This window comes from Halarsenatibacter silvermanii, assembly GCF_900103135.1.
Lineage (GTDB): Bacteria > Bacillota > Halanaerobiia > Halanaerobiales > Halarsenatibacteraceae > Halarsenatibacter > Halarsenatibacter silvermanii.
On the sequence record NZ_FNGO01000009.1, the window covers coordinates 35,499 to 53,787 of the forward strand.

At 45.1% G+C, this 18,289-nt stretch carries 14 protein-coding genes; 2 read left to right on the forward strand and 12 right to left on the reverse strand.

The window, feature by feature from the left end; all coding sequences use genetic code 11:
* Positions 1–2: 2 nt before the first annotated feature.
* The 9 genes from fdnG to BLT15_RS06245 form a co-directional block, all read right to left on the reverse strand.
* The gene (gene fdnG / locus BLT15_RS06205) at positions 3–3,002 is read right to left on the reverse strand and encodes a formate dehydrogenase-N subunit alpha (protein ID WP_089759786.1); all 3,000 of its coding nucleotides are present in this window, start codon (positions 3,000–3,002) and stop codon (positions 3–5) included.
* Between the two features lie 183 nt (positions 3,003–3,185).
* Entirely contained in the window at positions 3,186–4,028 is an 843-nt protein-coding gene (locus tag BLT15_RS06210) for a formate dehydrogenase accessory protein FdhE (protein ID WP_089759787.1), read from the reverse strand.
* On the reverse strand, positions 4,025–4,198 hold the full coding sequence (tatA, locus tag BLT15_RS06215; RefSeq protein WP_089759789.1) for a twin-arginine translocase TatA/TatE family subunit: 174 nt from the start codon (positions 4,196–4,198) through the stop codon (positions 4,025–4,027). Before tatA ends, BLT15_RS06210 begins: the two co-directional genes overlap by 4 nt.
* Positions 4,199–4,353: 155 nt before the next feature.
* Entirely contained in the window at positions 4,354–5,232 is an 879-nt protein-coding gene (locus BLT15_RS06220; RefSeq protein WP_089759791.1) for a helix-turn-helix domain-containing protein, read from the reverse strand.
* Positions 5,233–5,694: 462 nt separating this feature from the next.
* Positions 5,695–6,456: an NAD(+) synthase gene (gene nadE, locus BLT15_RS06225; protein ID WP_089759793.1), complete on the reverse strand. Its 762-nt coding sequence runs from the start codon at positions 6,454–6,456 to the stop codon at positions 5,695–5,697.
* 347 nt (positions 6,457–6,803) lie between these two features.
* Positions 6,804–8,132 carry a DnaD domain protein gene (locus BLT15_RS06230; protein ID WP_089759794.1) on the reverse strand — a complete coding sequence of 443 codons (1,329 nt, stop codon included), beginning with the start codon at positions 8,130–8,132 and terminating at the stop codon, positions 6,804–6,806.
* Positions 8,133–8,852: 720 nt separating this feature from the next.
* Positions 8,853–9,356 carry a hypothetical protein gene (locus BLT15_RS06235; RefSeq protein ID WP_143423030.1) on the reverse strand — a complete coding sequence of 168 codons (504 nt, stop codon included), beginning with the start codon at positions 9,354–9,356 and terminating at the stop codon, positions 8,853–8,855.
* On the reverse strand, positions 9,332–10,117 hold the full coding sequence (locus BLT15_RS06240; protein ID WP_089759799.1) for a ParA family protein: 786 nt from the start codon (positions 10,115–10,117) through the stop codon (positions 9,332–9,334). Before BLT15_RS06240 ends, BLT15_RS06235 begins: the two co-directional genes overlap by 25 nt.
* 1,054 nt (positions 10,118–11,171) lie before the next feature.
* A complete protein-coding gene (locus BLT15_RS06245; protein WP_089759801.1) occupies positions 11,172–12,317 on the reverse strand; it encodes a pyridoxal-phosphate-dependent aminotransferase family protein in 1,146 nt (381 codons plus the stop codon).
* Positions 12,318–12,801: 484 nt separating this feature from the next.
* On the opposite strand from BLT15_RS06245, the gene BLT15_RS06250 reads away from it, so the two are divergent.
* Both BLT15_RS06250 and BLT15_RS06255 read left to right on the forward strand, forming a co-directional pair.
* Positions 12,802–14,118, forward strand: coding sequence for an ATP-grasp domain-containing protein (locus BLT15_RS06250; protein ID WP_089759803.1), 1,317 nt, complete (start codon positions 12,802–12,804; stop codon positions 14,116–14,118).
* Positions 14,119–14,345: 227 nt separating this feature from the next.
* Entirely contained in the window at positions 14,346–15,260 is a 915-nt protein-coding gene (locus BLT15_RS06255; RefSeq protein WP_089759898.1) for a nucleoside hydrolase, read from the forward strand.
* Between the two features lie 3 nt (positions 15,261–15,263).
* Here the strand turns inward: BLT15_RS06255 and BLT15_RS06260 are convergent, their stop codons facing one another.
* From BLT15_RS06260 to BLT15_RS06270, 3 genes are read right to left on the reverse strand one after another with little or no spacing between them, the layout of a single operon-like run.
* Positions 15,264–16,385 carry a helix-hairpin-helix domain-containing protein gene (locus BLT15_RS06260; protein ID WP_089759805.1) on the reverse strand — a complete coding sequence of 374 codons (1,122 nt, stop codon included), beginning with the start codon at positions 16,383–16,385 and terminating at the stop codon, positions 15,264–15,266.
* A gap of 26 nt (positions 16,386–16,411) precedes the next feature.
* Positions 16,412–16,846, reverse strand: a complete 435-nt coding sequence (locus BLT15_RS06265; RefSeq protein WP_089759807.1) for a DMT family transporter — start codon at positions 16,844–16,846, stop codon at positions 16,412–16,414.
* A gap of 59 nt (positions 16,847–16,905) precedes the next feature.
* Positions 16,906–18,186 (reverse strand): Y-family DNA polymerase, encoded by a 1,281-nt coding sequence (locus BLT15_RS06270; protein WP_089759809.1) that lies wholly within the window; start codon positions 18,184–18,186, stop codon positions 16,906–16,908.
* Between the last annotated feature and the right edge of the window lie 103 nt (positions 18,187–18,289).

Consider the following 18,289-nt stretch of genomic DNA (forward strand, 5'->3'; position numbering starts at 1 on the left):
GTTTACTCCCCTCCTTTGCGAATATCGCAGAGAAAAGCCTTGTATTCGGGGATGGTGGTGTTGGGATCACCTATAGAGGGAGCAAGGTCATTGGCCACGGGACCGGTGGACATGCCAGCATAACCCCAGTGCCAGACAATTCCCACCATCTCAACTTCGCTGCCGTTTACGGAAAATGGCTTTATCCGCGGTGTAACGCAGGCAGCAGCTTCGATCTCTCCCCGAGGACTGGAAACAACTACTTCATCACCGCTTTCAACACCCATATCATCGGCCAGAGAGGGGCTTATCTCTACAAAGAGATCGGGCATCGCTTCATTGAGCCAGGGCATATTTCTGGTGAGAATGCCGGTTTGATAGTGCTCGGTGACCCGATAGCTTGTAGCCACATAGGGATATTCTTCACTTCCCACACCAGCTCTTTGATCGGGATACCATTCTCGAACTGCGGGATTGAACTGGGTACCGGAGATCATATTTTCGATGGGACTCTCCCAGGGTTCATAGTGCTCGGGGAAGGGTCCTCCCGCCAGTCCGGGGGCAAAAAGCCGGGCCTGCAGCTCCGGCAGCATTATGAAGGGACTTTCAGCTGTCTCTTCCGGGGGAACGGAGGCATCAAAATCGGGCACATCGTTTCTCTGCCATTCACCGTTCTCCCACCAGATAACGGGTGTGTCCGGATTCCAGGGATTGCCTTCCGGATCGGCTCCGGCCCGGTTATATATAATGCGGCGATTTAATGGCCAGGAGAAGGACCAGTCATGATGGCCTCCTATGCCCTCTGTCTCGGGCTCGCGTTTCATGGTGGCGGGATTCTCATCATCTGCATAATAGCCGCTGTATATCCAGCTGCCGGCGGCGGTGGAACCATCTTCGGCGAGTTCGGTGAAATCAGCCACCAGCTCTTTATCCTCGGTGCGATAGCCGTTTAACTCCCTGGCAACGAGCTCGGGATCGGGCTTCTCACCGTAATCCCAATTCATTTCAACTATGGGTTCGGGCTTAACCCCGCCTTCTTCTTCGTAAAGCTCACGAACGCTTTTGAATATTCTGTCGGCAATCCAGAGATCGGATTTGGCATCTTCTGGAGGTTCTGCTGCCTGATGACGCCACTGTATCCAGCGGCCGCTGTTGGTTATTGAGCCATCTCTCTCTACATGCAGGGCTGCCGGCAGAAGGAATACCTCTGTCTTTATTTCGCTGCTGTCAACACCGGGTTCCTTCCAGAAGGAGGCGGTCTCAGATTCGAAGAGATCGACTGATATAAGCCAGTCGAGCTCGCCCATAAACTCGCGCTGATCGCCGGCAGAAGGCCCGCTCACAGCAGGATTATCGGCCCAGCTGATCAAACCATCAATCCCGCCCTTTTTCATTTCATTAAACATGCCGATATGGGATCGATCCTTATCATCCATCTTGGGCAGATAATCATAGCAATAATCGTTATCCTCGCTGGCATTCTCTCCGTAAAACGCTTTGAGCAGGCTGACAAAGAAATCAGGCGTGTTTTTCCAGTAGCCGGATTCAGGAGTTTCCATCTCAAGGTAATCGGCCAGGGTAGGATGCAATTCCGCCCGGGGCACTCCCATATAACCGGGCACAAGATGAAAGAGCATTCCCGTATCGCAGGCTCCCTGGACATTGGATTGACCTCTCTGGGCGTTGACACCGCCACCGGCTACACCCATATTCCCCAAAAGCAGCTGCAGCATGGCTATTGAGCGCACGTTCTGAGAACCGTGGGTGAACTGGGTAATTCCCATGGCATACATAATATTGCCGGCTTTTTCGGGGGCACCTGTATCCGTGTAAAGCTGGCAGAGCTCTTCGTATTTATCTTCGGGAGAACCAGTTATCTCGCATACCGTGCTGATATCGTAGCGAGAATAATGATCTTTCATCAGCTGAAATACGCAGCTGGGATCTTCCAGGCTCTCGTCTTTTTTGATATTGCCTTCATCATCGTATTGATAGGACCAGCTTTCCGTATCATAGGCGATCCTGCCATTTACATCAGCGGCTCCAGAGAACATGCCATCCTGAAAGTCGAATTCGGGATCGATGAGATAGGAGGCATTGGTAAAGTTTTTGATGTAATCTTCATTGTATTTTTCGTTTTCTAAAACGTAATTGATAATCCCCGATAAAAAAGCTACATTGGTGCCGGGACGCATGGACACGTAAAGATCTGATACTGCCGCCGTCCTTGTATAACGGGGATCTACACAGACGAGTTTAGCATCATTTTCTTTTTGGGCTTTCTCGATCCATTTCATCGAAACAGGATGATTTTCAGCCGTATTCAGACCGATATTGATGAAAACATCGGAATTTTGATAATCTATCCAGTGATTGGTCATGGCTCCTCTGCCAAACGTGTTGCCGAGACCGGCAACAGTGGAGGAGTGTCACAGACGGGCGCAGTGGTCTATATTTACAAGTCCCAATGCCCGGGTAAGTTTGTGGAAAATATAGTTTTCCTCATTGTTGACCATAGCGCTGCCCAGATGAGCAATTGAGGTGGTTCGATTGACAGTTACGCCTTCCTCGTCGACCTCTTCGAAAGTTTCATCCCGGGTGTTCTTGATTCGTTCGGCAATTTTCTCCAAAGCCCAGTCCCAATCCTTTACCTGCCATTTCTCACCGTGAGGCTCCCGGTAATACACCCTGGTAACTCGACCGGGATTTTTCCTGCCTTTACCCTCTTCATCATAAACTTTGCCCATATTAATCAGGGAACTTCCTTTGCTGCAGAGAGTACCCTCGCTGATAGGATGATCGGGGTCTCCCTCGATGTTTACCAGATCACCATCCTGACTATGACAGATCACTCCACACCCTACAGAACAAAACGGACAGATCGAGGTGGATTCTTCAGCATATTCGATTCTCAAAGACTCATATTCCTCAGCCTCGAGCACCCGATCGCTGCCGGAGCCAGCAAGCATTCCACCAGCAACCATACCCGAAACTTTGAAAAAATCTCTTCTCGTCAGAGGCATGAGTTCCCCCCCTTAATTTTAAAGTTAACTTTATCTGCTGTTTACAGGCATTTAAAATAAATACGACTTTAAGCCTAGTTATTTAATAAAGTTAATAAAGTTCTGAAATTTGCACCGACAAAAAAAGTTCTAACAACAAAAAAGCGTCTTTTTTCAATAGTTCGGATATCACCTCCACGCCTGTTATTTTTCTCCCAGCTCGTAACCCTCCTGGCGGGCCAATCTATCAAGATGCTGAGTCCCTATATCGTTGATCATCCAGGATAAACTGTCATGATGTTTTTCGGAGACTTTCTCCTCGTCGATCACCTTGAGATAGCCATCACAGCTGTCGCAGACATCGACGCGATAGGCTGATTCTTCCACCGTAAAATAGCGCTGGCCGTCGGCCTTCTCTTCTCCGCAGTGAGGACAGTAAAAACGATTATACTGCCATTCAGTAGAGCATACCCAGCACCAGAGACGCCGCTCGCCTCTTTCCCCGGTCAGCCGGGCAAGTTCCGGAATAGCTCCACAAATAGGACAGAAACTTTCCCGCCAGCTATCAGTGATCTTAGCTGAATTTTCGCCCTCCCGGGCCAGCCAGCTGAAAAAGGGCCTTATTGTGAAAAGCATCATTTGATTAAATAAATTTTTTTCCAGCGGCTGCTCCGCAGGTATTATCTCATCCTGCAGATAATTGATCAGCAGCTCATGTGCTGAAAAATCATCATCGGCAAGCAGATCGCGAAATTCCTCCAGATCAGAAAATTTCTTTTCCTCCTCCGAAAAAAATCCTAAAAACTCCCCGGTTATCTCCAGCATCACTTTTTCCACCTCTTCTCCGGGCAGATTCAGCTCACCCGGCCGCAAAAGAGGTTTGTCTGCGGAAGCTGGATTTTCGGGATAGCCAATATCTACAGGGCTTATAGCCTCTGCGGTCAAGTTTTTCTGCACCTGAGAGTAGATTTCATCTAAATTTTCGTAAAATTTTTTCATTCCATCTGCCACGGGGGGAGGATAGGTCAGCTGTCGGGATTTTTTCATAGCTTTTCTTCCCCGCTGGATTCCATATCGCCGCCGTTACGGGCAGAACGTTTAAATTCGCCCAGACCTTTCCCCAGTGAGCGCCCTATTTCGGGCAGCCTGCCCGGTCCGAAGATCACCAGAATTATTACCAGCACAATTCCCAGCTCTTTGGCTCCCAGACCAAACATCTCATCACTCCCTTCTACAGATTTCTCCAGGAGGCAGTGTAATTTTCAGACTGCCGGCCGGAAGATTTGTTTGATTTTTCACATTATCTGATGTTAATTATATCACTCCTCAATTTCCTTTGCAATGATTATCAATAGGCTCAGGTTTATTATGGCTAGAAACTGGCTGCCTCCAGCAGATTTTCGACATTTTTTACAGCCAGCATGATCAAAAACATATCGGCGAATTCAAAATCCTCGGAATATGTATAAAAAGTCAGGGCTCCCTGCAGCCCGCTGTGCTTGAGCTCAAAGGGAAGGCCGAAAGCAGTTAAACGCGAATATTTAAGTCGTGAGTGTTGACAGCTGTAGATGAGAACCGGGCATTCCAGCTCGAGAGCACGGCTGAGGCCGTTTTTGCCGCTGTAAATTTCTCGCGCATTCAAGCCAGCTGTCAGCGGTAAATTACTGCCGCCGATATTTATTTCGTTTAAAAAAGCTCCCTTCGTCTTGAGCTCTAAAATCCATCCATCCTGATCGGAAACAGCTAATATGTGAGGCTTATTATCCAGAGCGGTTGTGATATAATCGATATAACGACTCACTATTTCCAGATACAGATTATTTTGCTGCCGGCGCTCTGCAAGTTTTTCATCTGTGAGAGCTGAGGGTTCTTTGCTCCAATCCTCATCATCAAATTCAAGCCTTTCCAGCCTGACATCCCGCGTGAAAGTGAGTCCAAAATTATCATCGTCTATTATCTCTTTCCACCACTTCTCAAGGTGTTTGGGCTCCTGTTTTTGGCCATCGCTTTCTTTTTCTATGTTGCTGAAAAGCTCCCCCAGGGTGATACCCAGTGCTGAAGCTATTCTGCTTATCGACTTCAGCGAAGGGTTCTGGCTGCCCCGTTCGACGTTGGCAATATAGCTGCGGTTTTGATAATCAGATCTTTCCGCCAGTTCCCTCTGAGTAAGCCCCCTGCGCTCCCGAAATTTTTTGATCCTCCTGCCCAGCCTTTCCATTACAGCCCGATCATAATCAGTCTTTTTGGCCATTTGCACCCTCCTCATTTTTTTCTTAGGATCTTCTTGTATTCAGTTGGTTAAAAGGTGTGTAAAAAACCTCATTTTGTTGTGTTTTACTTTATTTTGCTGATTCATTAAAGGATAAAATCAAAAAAATGTTATATCTTCCTGCCATCATTGTCATGATAGTTATCCTATACGATATCTATCAACTGATAATAAAAAGAAGAACGAAAATATTACATCCACCGGTAAGATTATAATAACATAAAAAGTAAATCATTTAAAACATATGCAATTGCAATGAAAATTTATCATCGATGATTATAATTATTCTGTCAATCACGATCTCTATGATCCAGATCGGACAATAAATTAAAATACCCCACCCAGCACCAGATGCTAAAGTGGAGTATGTTAAACATATCAAGTATTTAAAACGAAAAATTTTCTACCTTAATCATTTTCTACCTTAATCGGTGTGTGTCCGGGTTAATTTTTCGCCTTTTCCAGAAGTTTATCGCGCTCGGGCAGGGGTGGGGTGTTGACCTTATGGCGAGAAGAATTTTCGAGCTCTTTTATTTTCTCTTTTGCTTCCTCGTCTTCTATCTCTTCCTCGAGAATATATTCATCTATCTTTTCATAACTCAAACCCATCTCCTCCTCATCGGTCTGTCCTTCCCACAGACCGGCCGAAGGACGTCGCTCTATAATGGATTCAGGAATATCCAATTCCCGGGCCAGTTCTCTGACTTCAGTTTTTACCAGACTGGCCAGAGGAGAAATATCTACCGCTCCATCACCGTATTTGGTGAAATAACCGGTCACAAGCTCGCTCTTATTTCCCGTGCCCACAACCAGATAATCCCAGCGGTTGGCAAGATAATAAAGTGCAGTCATCCTGAGTCTTGGTTTGATGTTGCCGGCAGCCACTTTATCTTCGCCGGGATCTATATTTTTGAGCTCGGAAAGCATGGTGGCAAAAGTCTCGTTTAAATCAACTTCTTCCGCCTTCATGTTTATTTTGTCGGAGACCAGATAAGCATCCTGTTTATCCAGAGGACTGCTGCAGCAGGGCATTATCAGGCCGAAACTGTTTTCTGGAAAAGCCCGTTTTAAAAGCGCAGCTGTAACAGAAGAATCTATGCCGCCGCTCAGACCGACTATACCGCCTTTTTTTCCCGCCTTTTCCACTCTTTTTTTTATCCAGTTTACCAGGTGATCAACGACTTCAGCGTAATTTAATTCCGCCATACTCAAAAGACCTCCTCTGCTTTTCCCTCAGCTGATTTTTTGAAATCATAAATCAGAATAAAACTGATCTGAATTTCTTAATTCTCTTATCTGTAATTATACAGAAAAACAGATACTGATAACAGCTGAAGTGATTAAAAATGCATGTATACTGGTATAATTTTGCTTAAAAGGGGGTGATGATATCGTTTTATGGATCTTCTTGTCTTAAGTTAGTTAATAGGTGTGTCAAAAACCTCATTTTGTTGTACTGGAAGAGATAAAGCTGCGTTCACAATGAAATTTTTCCCCGATCCTATACGATATCTATCAACTGATAAAAGGAAGATCCCGTTTTATATTTCCGGTCAGCCCTCTCCCGGCGGGGGAGTATTCCAGCCGTTTTGCTTCATCACTTCAGGATGTTCCGGATCCAGATATTCGTTCCCATCGCTGTCTATCAGATAACGAGAATCGGATTCCTTCCTCTTTTTTTTCTGTGAACTGCCGCGGCTGGATCTATTTTTTTGGCCCTGCTTTTTGCTGCCGCGATTTTCTCTGTGTGATGCGAGCATCTCCTCTACCTGTTCAACCGTTCCCAGACCTTTTTCACGCCAGTCTCTGAGAAGAGCCAGCGTGTAAGAAAGCGTGCCATCGCGACTGTTTAAGGCGGTGAGTTCGATAGCTTTTTTGATGATTGCTGATTTTGAATTTTGATCGGCCAGGGTCTCAGCTTCAAAGGCGGTCGGTTTTCGCTCGAAAACTCCCATAAAAGCGTCGATTATCTCCGGGGGGATGATTTTATCGATCTGTTTTTTTTGTCTGTAATCGCCTGATGTTTTTTGAGGGGGAGTCTCCTCGCGCGCGCTCGCGCGTTGCTCATGTTCTTCGGTTTTAGGGTCTTTAGTCTCTGTTGTAGTCTTTGAAGTAATCTCTGTAGTAGTCTCTGGTATTGCTGTTTCATTTTTCGAGTCTCGATGTTTCATATTTTTACTTCGAGGTTTCATTTTGAAATCTCGATCTTTCATATTGAAACCTCGATCATTAAAATTTGAAATATCGGAGCCGCCGGGGTTTATAGCCTTTTCATCCTTTTTTTGTGTATTATGTAAATTATCATCATCGGTCTGGAAATTATCTTTTGTGCATTTTTTCTTCTCCGCTTTTTTCTCAGCTTTTTCCTTGCGGGCAATCTTTTTTCCGGAATCGCCTGCACTTTTGTCTTCCTTTCTTTCGGTTTCTTTCAGACAGCGGGCGATATCCTTGTACATCTTTTCAAAACGATATCCTTCGAGGTGATAACCGAGTTCGAGGAGATCTCGATTAACTTTGATCAGATTTACCCGATATTGTTTAGTTTTATCCCAGCTGTATTGAGGATTTTGCCGGGATTCAAGATAGCCCATCTCCTCAAGTTTTTTGACATAACGTGAAAGCGTGGGCTTGCTTTTGCCGAGCATTAATTCATCGGCCAGGTCATCACTGGATTTATAAACCCAGCCCCCTGTCTTCGAGATATTCAGCTCTCTGCCCTCTGAACGGGCTCTTTTCTTTTCCTCTTCTATAAATTTGTCGAAATCGCGGCGTCTTTCCGTCCAGTAGATGAACTGATTTAATATGAGTGCATACTTAAAATCACCGGTCAGTTCGACCAGTTCCTCCTTGATCACGACTCGTTTGAGCTTCTCTGGAGCCATCTATAATAAACCCCCTTCTGTCTTTTAATCCGGGGAAGATAGAATATTATCAGGATTGCAGCAGACTTCAACCTGCAGAGAAGAAAATTTAGGTTACAGGGGATAGCTTCTAAAGCAGAAAGAAAGGGTGGATTCTTAAGCTGGTATGCGAGGCTTTTGAGGGGAGTTTGGTCCGTATGAGCGGCAGTCTAACTTGAAGTGGCCCGACAAATCTGGTATACTTAATTCACGCTTATTTAGCGATAAATCGGAGCTGCTATTGGAGCTAGTCGCTCCGCAAATTAGTTTTAAATTGCTGATGAATTACCAGCACAGCAGTATATCTCTGGACTATCTGCCGGGAAAAGCAGATTGAGCCTCGCGCCCCTTTTATGAAGTTGTTAAGGGTTATCCCCATAACCCTTCTGCTTATCTGCTAACCATCCTGATTTCGACCTCCCGCGGATAGTCTTATTTTTTTTGTCTAAAATAGCAGTTAGATTGAGGTTTTACCGTATACGCAGTCTGATTATAAAATATGCGTAGGTCAATTTTACTACTAATCCGCTGTGCTGTCAAAAAAAAATGTATAAATATGTAGATGTATAGATGTATAAATACATAAATATTTACATAATTATTTCTGAAAATTATGTCTAAAAGCTATATTAAACTTTTGCTGGAAATATGCATCCATTATATCATCGATTCGGCAGGCAGCAACCTCCAATGTTATCATGATCAATAATATTCTTCTATCAATTCCTTTAAAGCCTCTATTAGATCATCTTCTGGTGAGTAGCTGACTCTCAATTCTTCAAAAAAGCTATCGTCTAAATTTTTAAGCAATAACCACCCTATCTCGATTGCGTCCTGCTTTGACAAAAGCAAATTTAACTCCCGTCTGAAACGTCGTTTGGTATCTTCAAAATTCTCCTCCATCTCAGGCTTTACTTTAAAAGATGTCTGATATACCTCTCTTTGCTTCCAGCTGCGGGTGGGCTTTTCTTTTTTGGTTTCGCGGTCAGTTTTTTCCGGCTTTTCTATTTCAGTATTATCTGATTTTTTATCCTCTTTATCATCTGTTTCTTTATCGGCTTCAGTTCCATCTTTTTTCTTTTCTTTATCATCTTTATCAGACTTCTTTTCATCCTCTTCTCTTACTCTCTGTTTTTTCAGCCGCTCTCCTATATTCTGAAAGAGTTTTTCGCTGTCCGAGCTCATCGAACCTCCCTTGTCTGACATATTTCGATGACCTCCCTGGCAAGTGCCTCATAATTTTTAGCCCCTCGGGCTCTGCCGTCGTATTCAAAGATCGATTTGCTGTTGCTCTGGGCTTCTTTTAGGGTTGTATTTGTTTTAATCAGAGTATCGAAGACTTTATCCTTAAAATAGTCATTGATTTTTTCAGTCATTTCTTTATGTAACCGAAGTCGGCCGTCATGCATTGTGATCAATACTCCCATTATTTTGAGATCGGAATTTGTCTCTTCCTGTATCTCCTCAATGGTTGAAAGCAGCATATCTATGCCGTAAAGAGCATAAACTTCAGCCTGCATGGGAATAATTACATAATCAGAAGCACTCAGAGCATTGATTGTCAATATACCGAGGGCAGGCGGACAATCTATAATTATAAAATCGTATTCTTCTCTGATTGAATTGGTTATAGATCTGGATAATAATGAAGCTGAACTTATTCGACGTGTGAATTCAATTTCGGCGCCGGAGAGTTCAAAAGCAGATGGTATTATATCCATCCTTTCGTGATCGCTGCTTTTGATAACACTTCCCAAAGGCAGTTCTTTATCCTTTAAGACGTCATATATTGACTGTTTTTGAGCATAACAATCAATACCTACTGTATTGGAAAGATTCATCTGCGGGTCAAGATCCATAATCAATGTATTTTTATCCTGTTCGGCCAGTGCATAACCCAGATTATGTGTAGTTGTTGTTTTGCCTACTCCACCTTTTTGGTTTACTATGCTGATTATATTTGCCATTTTATCACCTCTAAATGTTATCTTATAACACCTTTTGTGTTAATGTATAGTTTCTTTATTGATAAAAAAATTCCTGCTGCTTTAGCTTTTTTATTTGCAGATGAGCAGAGAAAAACAGGAAATATTATTCATACTTTTCAAAAATAATTATATACATATTTATATATTTCTGAAACTTCACAAATATTTAAATGTATAATTACATATCTGTACAAATAAATATTTAAGAAAATTAAAAAATATTTATTTGTATCAATGTATAGATGTATAAATATATATTTATAAATATTACAAATATAATACCGAATCTTAAAAGCTGCCCCTTCAGAGCTGCATTGAGCTGTTTAAACAAATATTTTATCAGCATTGCTGTCATGGGGGGATTTAGGCCGCTTCAATACTCATAATATTTCAGAGCCAGCTCCAAAAAATCCCTGGATGATTATTCAGAAATAATTAACCATACAAATATGTAAATAAATATTTCTGAAATTTCATAAAAAATTATATGTACAAGCATACATTTATACAAATAAATATTTCTGAATAATAGCAAAAATATAAATGTATACATGTATGAATGTACAAATATGTATTTATTTAAATGTATAAATACATAAATAATTATTTCAGAAAATTTAAATTAATTTATTTTGTTTTTTAAGCCGGGAGGGATAAGCTGATGCCGTAGTGAAAAGAAGTTTGAAAGGAGCAGAAAGTGGAGTGTAAAAAAAATAATTACTCCAGAAATTTTATTAATATAAGTTCTGAGATAATAAAATATGTAAAAGTAACCGCTCTTTTATGCAAACTTACAGGTCCAGAAATATAACATCAAAAAAGCCCGCCGAAAATAAGTGATCTTTCAGCGGGCCGGTCTTTTGCAGAAAATTAATAGCAAATCATGCTGTCTGTGAAGATTCTTTTTTGATAGCTGAATCTTAAAAAGTTTTCTGGCCATGGACTTAATCTGAGGTTCGAAAAATTTCGAGTATCACTTCGCTTTATATCTTCCAGATGAATATGATTAAATATGGTGATGATCCATTATTATTTAACTGTATTTCTCCTGCATATATGTTTTCATTCCGGCACCAAAATCAACATCTTTTCCGCAGCGGTAAAGTGTTCTTTCTATCGCCTGCAGAACAGAGGTGATAACATGTTCATCGATATTGCCCATGTGACCCAGACGGAAAAGTTTACCGGCGTAATCGCCCAGGCCGCCAGCTACAACAGCTCCTTCCTCGCGCAGCGTATCGCGAAACTCCTCGTCATTTATACCCTCGGGATAAAGAACATTGGATAGGGTGTGGGCTCGCCATCCTTTTTCAGCCAGAATTTCAAAGCCCATAGTTTCCAGGGCTGCCTGAATAGCTCTGGCGTCCCTTTCATGGCGGGAAAAACGCGATTCAAGACCTTCTTTTTTGATCAGCGACAGGGATGCCTTAAGAGCCCAGATCAGATTGACGGCTGGAGTACCAAAATAGTTGCTGGGATCGTGCATAATAGGCAGCCATTTTTCGAAATCCCCGTAATACTCATTTATCTCACCCAGCTTATTGCGCCTTTTCATGGCCCGCGGACCGGCCCAGATTAAAGCCAGGCCTGGTGGTACTCCGAATGCTTTCTGTGATCCGGTGAACAGTATATCTATATTCATGGGATCGACATATTCTTTTTCGGCTGCGGTAGCGCAGACACCATCAACTATGAATACTGCATCGCTTTCGTTTTGAACGATTCTGCCTATCTCTTCGATGGGAGCTTTAACTCCTGTAGAGGTGTCAACATGGGTGGCTATGACGCCTCTGTAATTATCCCGGGACAGCTCTTCCCGGATCTTTTCCGGTGCGATGCCGGTACCCCACTCTGCAGATAATACCTTATAGTCATAATTTTTGCGTTCGGCAATTTCTACGAACCTATCTCCGAAATAGCCATGAGAGATAATGAGAACTTTATCGCCGGATTTTAATGTATTGCTGACAGACATTTCCATGGCCAGAGTGCCGCTGCCGGGAACTACAAAAACTTCGCCATCGGTCTTCCAAAGCTTTTTTAAGTCGGCTAGAACACTCTCAAAATCGGCGACAAATTCAGGATCTTTAAAAGCAGCTGTTTTCCGGCCCATGGCATTCTGGATCGGCTCAACGACAGGGGTGGGACCGGGTATCATTACGTATTTTTCATTTTCCATTTTAATAACCTCCCGAAAAATTTGTCAGTTTTCCCGGCGGATTGAATGACAATTTTGGGACCGGGTTGATGATTGAAAATATCACAATAACTGATAACAAGAAGATCCCATTTTAAAAGAGCATTTTTCGTACCCATTTTGAAATTCTATATTTCCGGATAAATTTCCTTCACTGACCGAGAAATTAGATTGTTAATCCCGGCAGAAAATATTATGAAGATATTCATCGCTTAATTTTAGTTTTCGGCCAAAAAATTCAGAGCTAATTTATTCAATTATTTTAATAAAAAAATAAATTACAAATATTCAAAAGGAATTTTCTGATAAATATTGAAGTTATATTATTAAGAGGACTTCCAAATATTCGCCGGTTGATCAGGGTTTTAGAAAGTTTTTGGGATTGAGAAAGAACGGGCCATGTTCATCCGGTCGGCGGAAGTCCTCATGAGACCAGCTAAAAAACAGCCAAAATTGGAGGGGTTTTATGTCAAAGAAAGTCATGGTAGTTCTTCCTGTAGGCAGAGATAGGAATTATCTGGGCCGAGTTGAAGAGAAGACGGATGAATATGAGATTGTCTGGATGGATGATGATCTCTTCCAGTATCCTTTCCCTGAAGAAGATTTCAGCCTGGTTGATTACACGGAAAAATGCTCGGATTTCATCGAAAAAAATCAGGTGGATGGACTCTATTATTCACATGATCTGGCCAATCTGGTGGCGGCTGAGCTGGCAGAAAGACACGATATTTATGGCCCCAGCCTGGAAGCTATGTTTTTGACCAACCACAAGTATTATTCCCGCAAAAATCAGCCCAATTCGCCCTGGGTTGATTACATCGATCTGGAGACGGGCGAGTGGGGGGAGGGCAATCCCACCTATCCCTGCTATATTAAGCCGACCTCGCTTACTATGACCCTGCATCAGCATCAGGTCAAATCTCAGGAAGAGATGGACAGGCTGCTGAACGAGATCAGAGATGATTTGACTGAAAAGATGTCGATCTATCATGAGTTTTTCGGCGAATATATCGACCTGGACAAATATCCGCTGGCCGATAAGAATATCATGGTGGTCGAGGAACTTATCGATGACTTTGAACAGCACTGTGTCGAAGGCTGGATAGGAGAAGACGGCGAGATCAATATCTGGGCTGTCTCCGATCATATATATTATCCCGGTGATCGCAAGTCGATAGACTGCTATGCCACACCTACCTGCCTGACCGAGGATGTGCATCAGGATATAGTCGAATACGCCAAAGAGGCGGTGAGACAGCACGGAATAGACGCCGGTTTCTGGAATGTGGAAGTATGGCGGGTGGACGATGGAAGCTGGGATGATAATATTACCGCTACCGAGGTAAATGGAAGGGCTGCTTCGGTCTGGTACAATCTCTATTACAACACTTTTGATGTCAACATGGCCGAAGCTATCCTCCATCTCTGCGGAAGAAATGAAGAAAAGACCGCCGAGCTGGATCCTGATTACGATGAGGCCGAACGCTGCGGGGCACAATTTCATGTCATAACTTACGGCGAGGGTGAGGCGGAGGAATTTCTGGATCACGATTATATCGATGCGATCGCAGAGCCCGAGATCGAGGTTTTCTATCCCCGCGGCAGCATGGTAAAACAGAAAGAAACTACCGGAGTCTGGCTGGCCCGTTTTGAAATTTTCGGAGATGATATTGTCGAGCTCTGTGAAAAGGCTGATGAACTGCGAAGCAATATGTTGAAAAAACCCGAACAATCTCCGACGCCGCCGGAGAGAAAACTTTTTTATGAGGAACTGCGCGTTTAAAGATATCCGGAGTTGAGGGGAGATCTTCATTATCTTTGAGCGGCGATATTCGATCAGCCCGGGCTGAGACCCGGGTTTTTGTTTTTGCTCAAATTTTTGTCGGACTCAGATCCGGCAGATTTGACTGGAATGTCAGCTTTAATTATTATAAAAGGAGAGATTGCTGAACCAACAGGCAAATTGCTTTAAAACCCTATCCAACAGGAGTTGATAAAACATTGAAAGAGATGCTGATGGATTGTGATCCAGGTCATGACGATGCCATAGCTTTACTTTTGGCTGCTGCCAGCCCCGAACTGCAGCTGCGTGGGGTGACCACAGTGGCTGGCAATCAAATACTCGAGCTGACCACAAAAAACGCCCTCAAAGTTCTCGAATTTGCCGGTGTAGAAGTCGAAGTTTATGCCGGCTGTGAAAAGCCGCTCATACGCGAGCTCAAAACAGCGCCTGATGTGCACGGCGAGACAGGTCTGGAAGGACCGGAGCTTCCAGAACCCCGGGGGGAGGCCGGTGAAAAACATGCGGTCAATTATCTAAGAGAGGAGCTTAAAAGGGCAGATGAGCCGCTGGCGCTGGTGCCGACAGGTCCTCTCACCAATATTGGATCGCTTCTGGCGGGGACGCCGGGGATCGAGGAGAATATTGAAGAGATAATCTTTATGGGAGGAGCCATCCAGGGAGGCAACCGCACGGCGGCGGCAGAATTCAACATACTGGTCGATCCGGAAGCTGCCGATCTGGTCCTCAACAGCGGGGTTGATAAGACGATGGTGGGTCTGGATGTGACCCGCAGGGCCCGGTTTTTGCCCGAAGATATCGAAGAGATCAAAGAGATTGACAATCCTGTAGCCGAGATGGCAGCTGAACTTCTCGATTATTTCGTGAAATATCACCGCCGGGAGCTGGATATGAATGGCTGTCCTCTCCACGACCCGCTGGCGGTGGCTGCTTTGATCGATGACACGGTGATAGAGACAGAAACCCGACCGGTGAGAGTGGAGACAGCCGGTCGTTTCACAACTGGCTCCACAGTGGTCGATTTCGACGGAAAGACTCTGGGCGAACCCAACCTGGAGGTTGCGGTAGATGTGGATGGGGAAAAATTTAAACACATGGTGAAAAAGGCCCTGAGCGGTTTTTGATCACTAAAGCTTTATTTCATCTTTCATATCCTCCAGCCGGGCCGGACCGATACCGCTCACATTTTTTAACTCCTCTTTATCCTGAAAAGATCCGTGCTGCTGGCGATATTCTACGATTCGACCGGCTATAGTCGGTCCCACGCCGGTTATGTTCTTCAGTTCGTCAGCTTCGGCGGTGTTGACATTTATTCTGTCAGCCTCTAATTCGGCCGCCGCCGGCACGGGATCTGTTTTGGATTTTACCGTCTCGCCATCTGATTTAAAAACAATATCACCCTGGATATCGTTGCGAAATATATCGACCTGATAGTCCTCCAGGCGGTCGAGCGCTTCCTGGTGCGGATGCCCGTAACGATTGTCCTCTCCGGCCTGAATTACTCCGTAATCAGGGGCTACCGCTTCGAGGAATGTACTGCCGGTCGATGTATGAGAGCCGTGATGTCCTACCTTGAGAAGCTGACTTTCCAGCTCATCGAAGCGGGCAGCTATTTCGCGCTCTGTCTCTTTTTCCGCGTCGCCGGTAAACATGAAAGCAGTTTCCTTAAAATTTAGCCGGGCAACTATGTTATCCCGGTGCAGATCGCCGGTCAGAGGTTTTTCAGGACTCAAAATTTTCAATTCCACCCCATCAGCCAGTTTATAGCGGTCGCCGGCCCGCCCGTAAACTTTATCGATATTTTCTCTTTCCACCGTCTTTACATATTCCTGATAGGTTTCCGTGTGATGTTCGGCTCCGGAATCGATGATCTTTTTTATCTCAAAGGCCGGCAGCACTTCGGTAAAACCACCTATATGATCGGCATGAGGATGAGTGGCTATCACCTTATGCAGTGTCTCAACCCCGAGCTTTTCGAGGTAATCTATAACGGTATCGCCTTTCCAGTTCTGTCCTGCATCTATGAGCAGTTTGCGGCGTTTTTCACCGGGTAAAAGCGCTTTGACCAGGATGGAATCGCCCTGGCCTACGTCGATAAAATGCACCCTGAGCTCTTCAGCTGGCAGTTCATCTGATCGAAGAGCTCGAGGCCCGATTGCGGCTGCCGTCAGCAAAAATGACAGCAGGATGATCAGCAGAAGTCGAAACCGTCTGCTCTCAGGTTTAAAGCCCGGCCTTTTTTCTCCCATGATAATTCCTCCTCGTTAGGTCATACTCAGTAAAGCTGATAGATCACCAGTCCGGCTATCATCATGGCCAGGCCGATGAGCCGGGGCAGCGAGATTGTTATGATCGGCTCTTCAAAAAATCCGTAGTAGTTGATGATGAAAGCGATCAGTATCTGAGTAACTATCACGATGGTGATACCGATGCTTATCCCCAGCAGAGTAATTGCCTGGGTGACCGAAAAGATAATGCCGACCCCCAGCACTCCGCCCAGCAGATAATAGGGTTCTATCGAGGTGAAGGCCGAGATATTTATTTTCCGGCTGAGAGTGAGAAGTATGAAGAGGGCGAAAATAAAGCCGCTGCCATGTACGAAGGCGTTCATACTCCAAAAGCCTGCCGCCTCGCCCAGGCGGGCGTTGAAGATGGACTGCAGCGCTATAAAAATGCCTGCCAGTATAGAAAAGAAGATTCCCTGCAGCATAGAATTCCTCCCCGAATGTGAGATTATCATATACAGTCCCGGTCTGCAAGGAGCTAAATTCAGGCTTTATGCCCTCCTATATTGTATTTTATGCGCTCGTGTAAGTTTTTTTCGCAGAGGCTGCGGCCGAAAGAGAGCGCCCCGGCTCCGTGCTGGCGGCGAATTTGATCGCGGATTTGGGCAAGCTGGCGGCGCCGGCTGCGGTCGGAGAAAAAATCGAGCCGGATATCTTCGGCCGAACTCAAATTGCTCAAAGCTACGTTGACCCTGCGCACCGGTTCCCCCCGGTAATTTTCTTCCAGCAGTTCAGAGCAGGCTTCGGTCACCTCTCCTTCCAGCTGGCAGGGAGACGACATGGTTTTTTGAGCCTGAAGACCGGATTCAGGATGAGAATGACTGAAAGCAAGCCCCAGAGATACCGTCCGGCCCGCCAGACCATCGCGGCGGGCCCGGAAGCAGATTTCCTCGCAGAGGTTGTAAATGACGGTCAGCAGACGCTGTCTGTTTTTGTAATCTTCAAAGAGTGTTATCCCGCGGCCGAAGCTGCTGCGGCTGCTGTCATAGAAGCCTTCCGGTCGGCTGAAATCTATCCCCCAGGCGTGTTGATATATCTGTCTGCCCATAACTCCCAGTCTGCGCTCAAAAAAATCTTCGTCCAGGCGAGCTATATCGCCCACCTTTTTGATGCCGTATTGATTGAACTTCTTTTCCAGCCGGGAACCTATTCCCCAGCACTCGGAGAGTTCAGCGGGCCAGAGTTTCTCGGGAATATCCTCATAAGTCCAGCGGGCCAGGCCGGTCTTTTTGCCCTCGATGTCCATGGCCGCTTTGGCTATGAACATATTAGGCCCCAGGCCCAGGCTGGCCACCAGATTAAAGCGGCGGTAGATCTCGTGCTGAAGCTCCCGGGCCCGGCGGCGAAATCCTTTGCCCTGATCGGGCACGTCGGTCAGATCTATCCAGGACTCATCGATCGAATAGACGAATATGTCGTCGATCGGGGCAAATTCGGTCAGAAGCTCGGTTATCTCCAGCGAGCGCTCTATGTAAAGAGACATCCGGGGTTCGACGGTGATGATTTTCTCATCTGAGGGCAGGTCGAAAACTCTGTCGCCGGTGCCGATGCCGTATCTGCTTTTGAGCGCCGGGGAAGCGGCTAAAATCACCGAACCCGGGCGATCGGCATCGCCGATAACCGCCAGCATTTTCCGGAAGGGATCCAGACCCCGCTTTACCGCCTCGACGCTGGCATAAAAAGATTTCATATCCAGACAAACTATCTTCCGCCGCGGCATACTGTCATAGGAAATAGGGGGATTGAGCTCAGCAGTCTCTGTCATATAACCACCTCCAAACAGGTGTACACAATTGTAGCATACTTCTGTTTGTATTTGCAAACTTGATTTCGCAAAGAGGCCCAAAAAATTAAGAAGAGATTCATAT

Excerpts from the sequence above, each read along its gene's own strand:
- BLT15_RS06265 (WP_089759807.1), bottom strand. The coding sequence starts at position 16,846 with ATGCTGCAGGGAATCTTCTTTTCTATACTGGCAGGCATTTTTATAGCG.
- BLT15_RS06240 (WP_089759799.1), bottom strand. The coding sequence starts at position 10,117 with ATGGCAAATATAATCAGCATAGTAAACCAAAAAGGTGGAGTAGGCAAA.
- BLT15_RS06270 (WP_089759809.1), bottom strand. The coding sequence starts at position 18,186 with ATGACAGAGACTGCTGAGCTCAATCCCCCTATTTCCTATGACAGTATG.
- BLT15_RS06255 (WP_089759898.1), top strand. The coding sequence starts at position 14,346 with ATGCTGATGGATTGTGATCCAGGTCATGACGATGCCATAGCTTTACTT.
- BLT15_RS06230 (WP_089759794.1), bottom strand. The coding sequence starts at position 8,132 with ATGGCTCCAGAGAAGCTCAAACGAGTCGTGATCAAGGAGGAACTGGTC.
- BLT15_RS06235 (WP_143423030.1), bottom strand. The coding sequence starts at position 9,356 with ATGTCAGACAAGGGAGGTTCGATGAGCTCGGACAGCGAAAAACTCTTT.
- tatA (WP_089759789.1), bottom strand. The coding sequence starts at position 4,198 with ATGTTTGGTCTGGGAGCCAAAGAGCTGGGAATTGTGCTGGTAATAATT.
- BLT15_RS06260 (WP_089759805.1), bottom strand. The coding sequence starts at position 16,385 with ATGGGAGAAAAAAGGCCGGGCTTTAAACCTGAGAGCAGACGGTTTCGA.
- BLT15_RS06245 (WP_089759801.1), bottom strand. The coding sequence starts at position 12,317 with ATGGAAAATGAAAAATACGTAATGATACCCGGTCCCACCCCTGTCGTT.
- BLT15_RS06250 (WP_089759803.1), top strand. The coding sequence starts at position 12,802 with ATGTCAAAGAAAGTCATGGTAGTTCTTCCTGTAGGCAGAGATAGGAAT.
- nadE (WP_089759793.1), bottom strand. The coding sequence starts at position 6,456 with ATGGCGGAATTAAATTACGCTGAAGTCGTTGATCACCTGGTAAACTGG.
- BLT15_RS06220 (WP_089759791.1), bottom strand. The coding sequence starts at position 5,232 with ATGGCCAAAAAGACTGATTATGATCGGGCTGTAATGGAAAGGCTGGGC.
- BLT15_RS06210 (WP_089759787.1), bottom strand. The coding sequence starts at position 4,028 with ATGAAAAAATCCCGACAGCTGACCTATCCTCCCCCCGTGGCAGATGGA.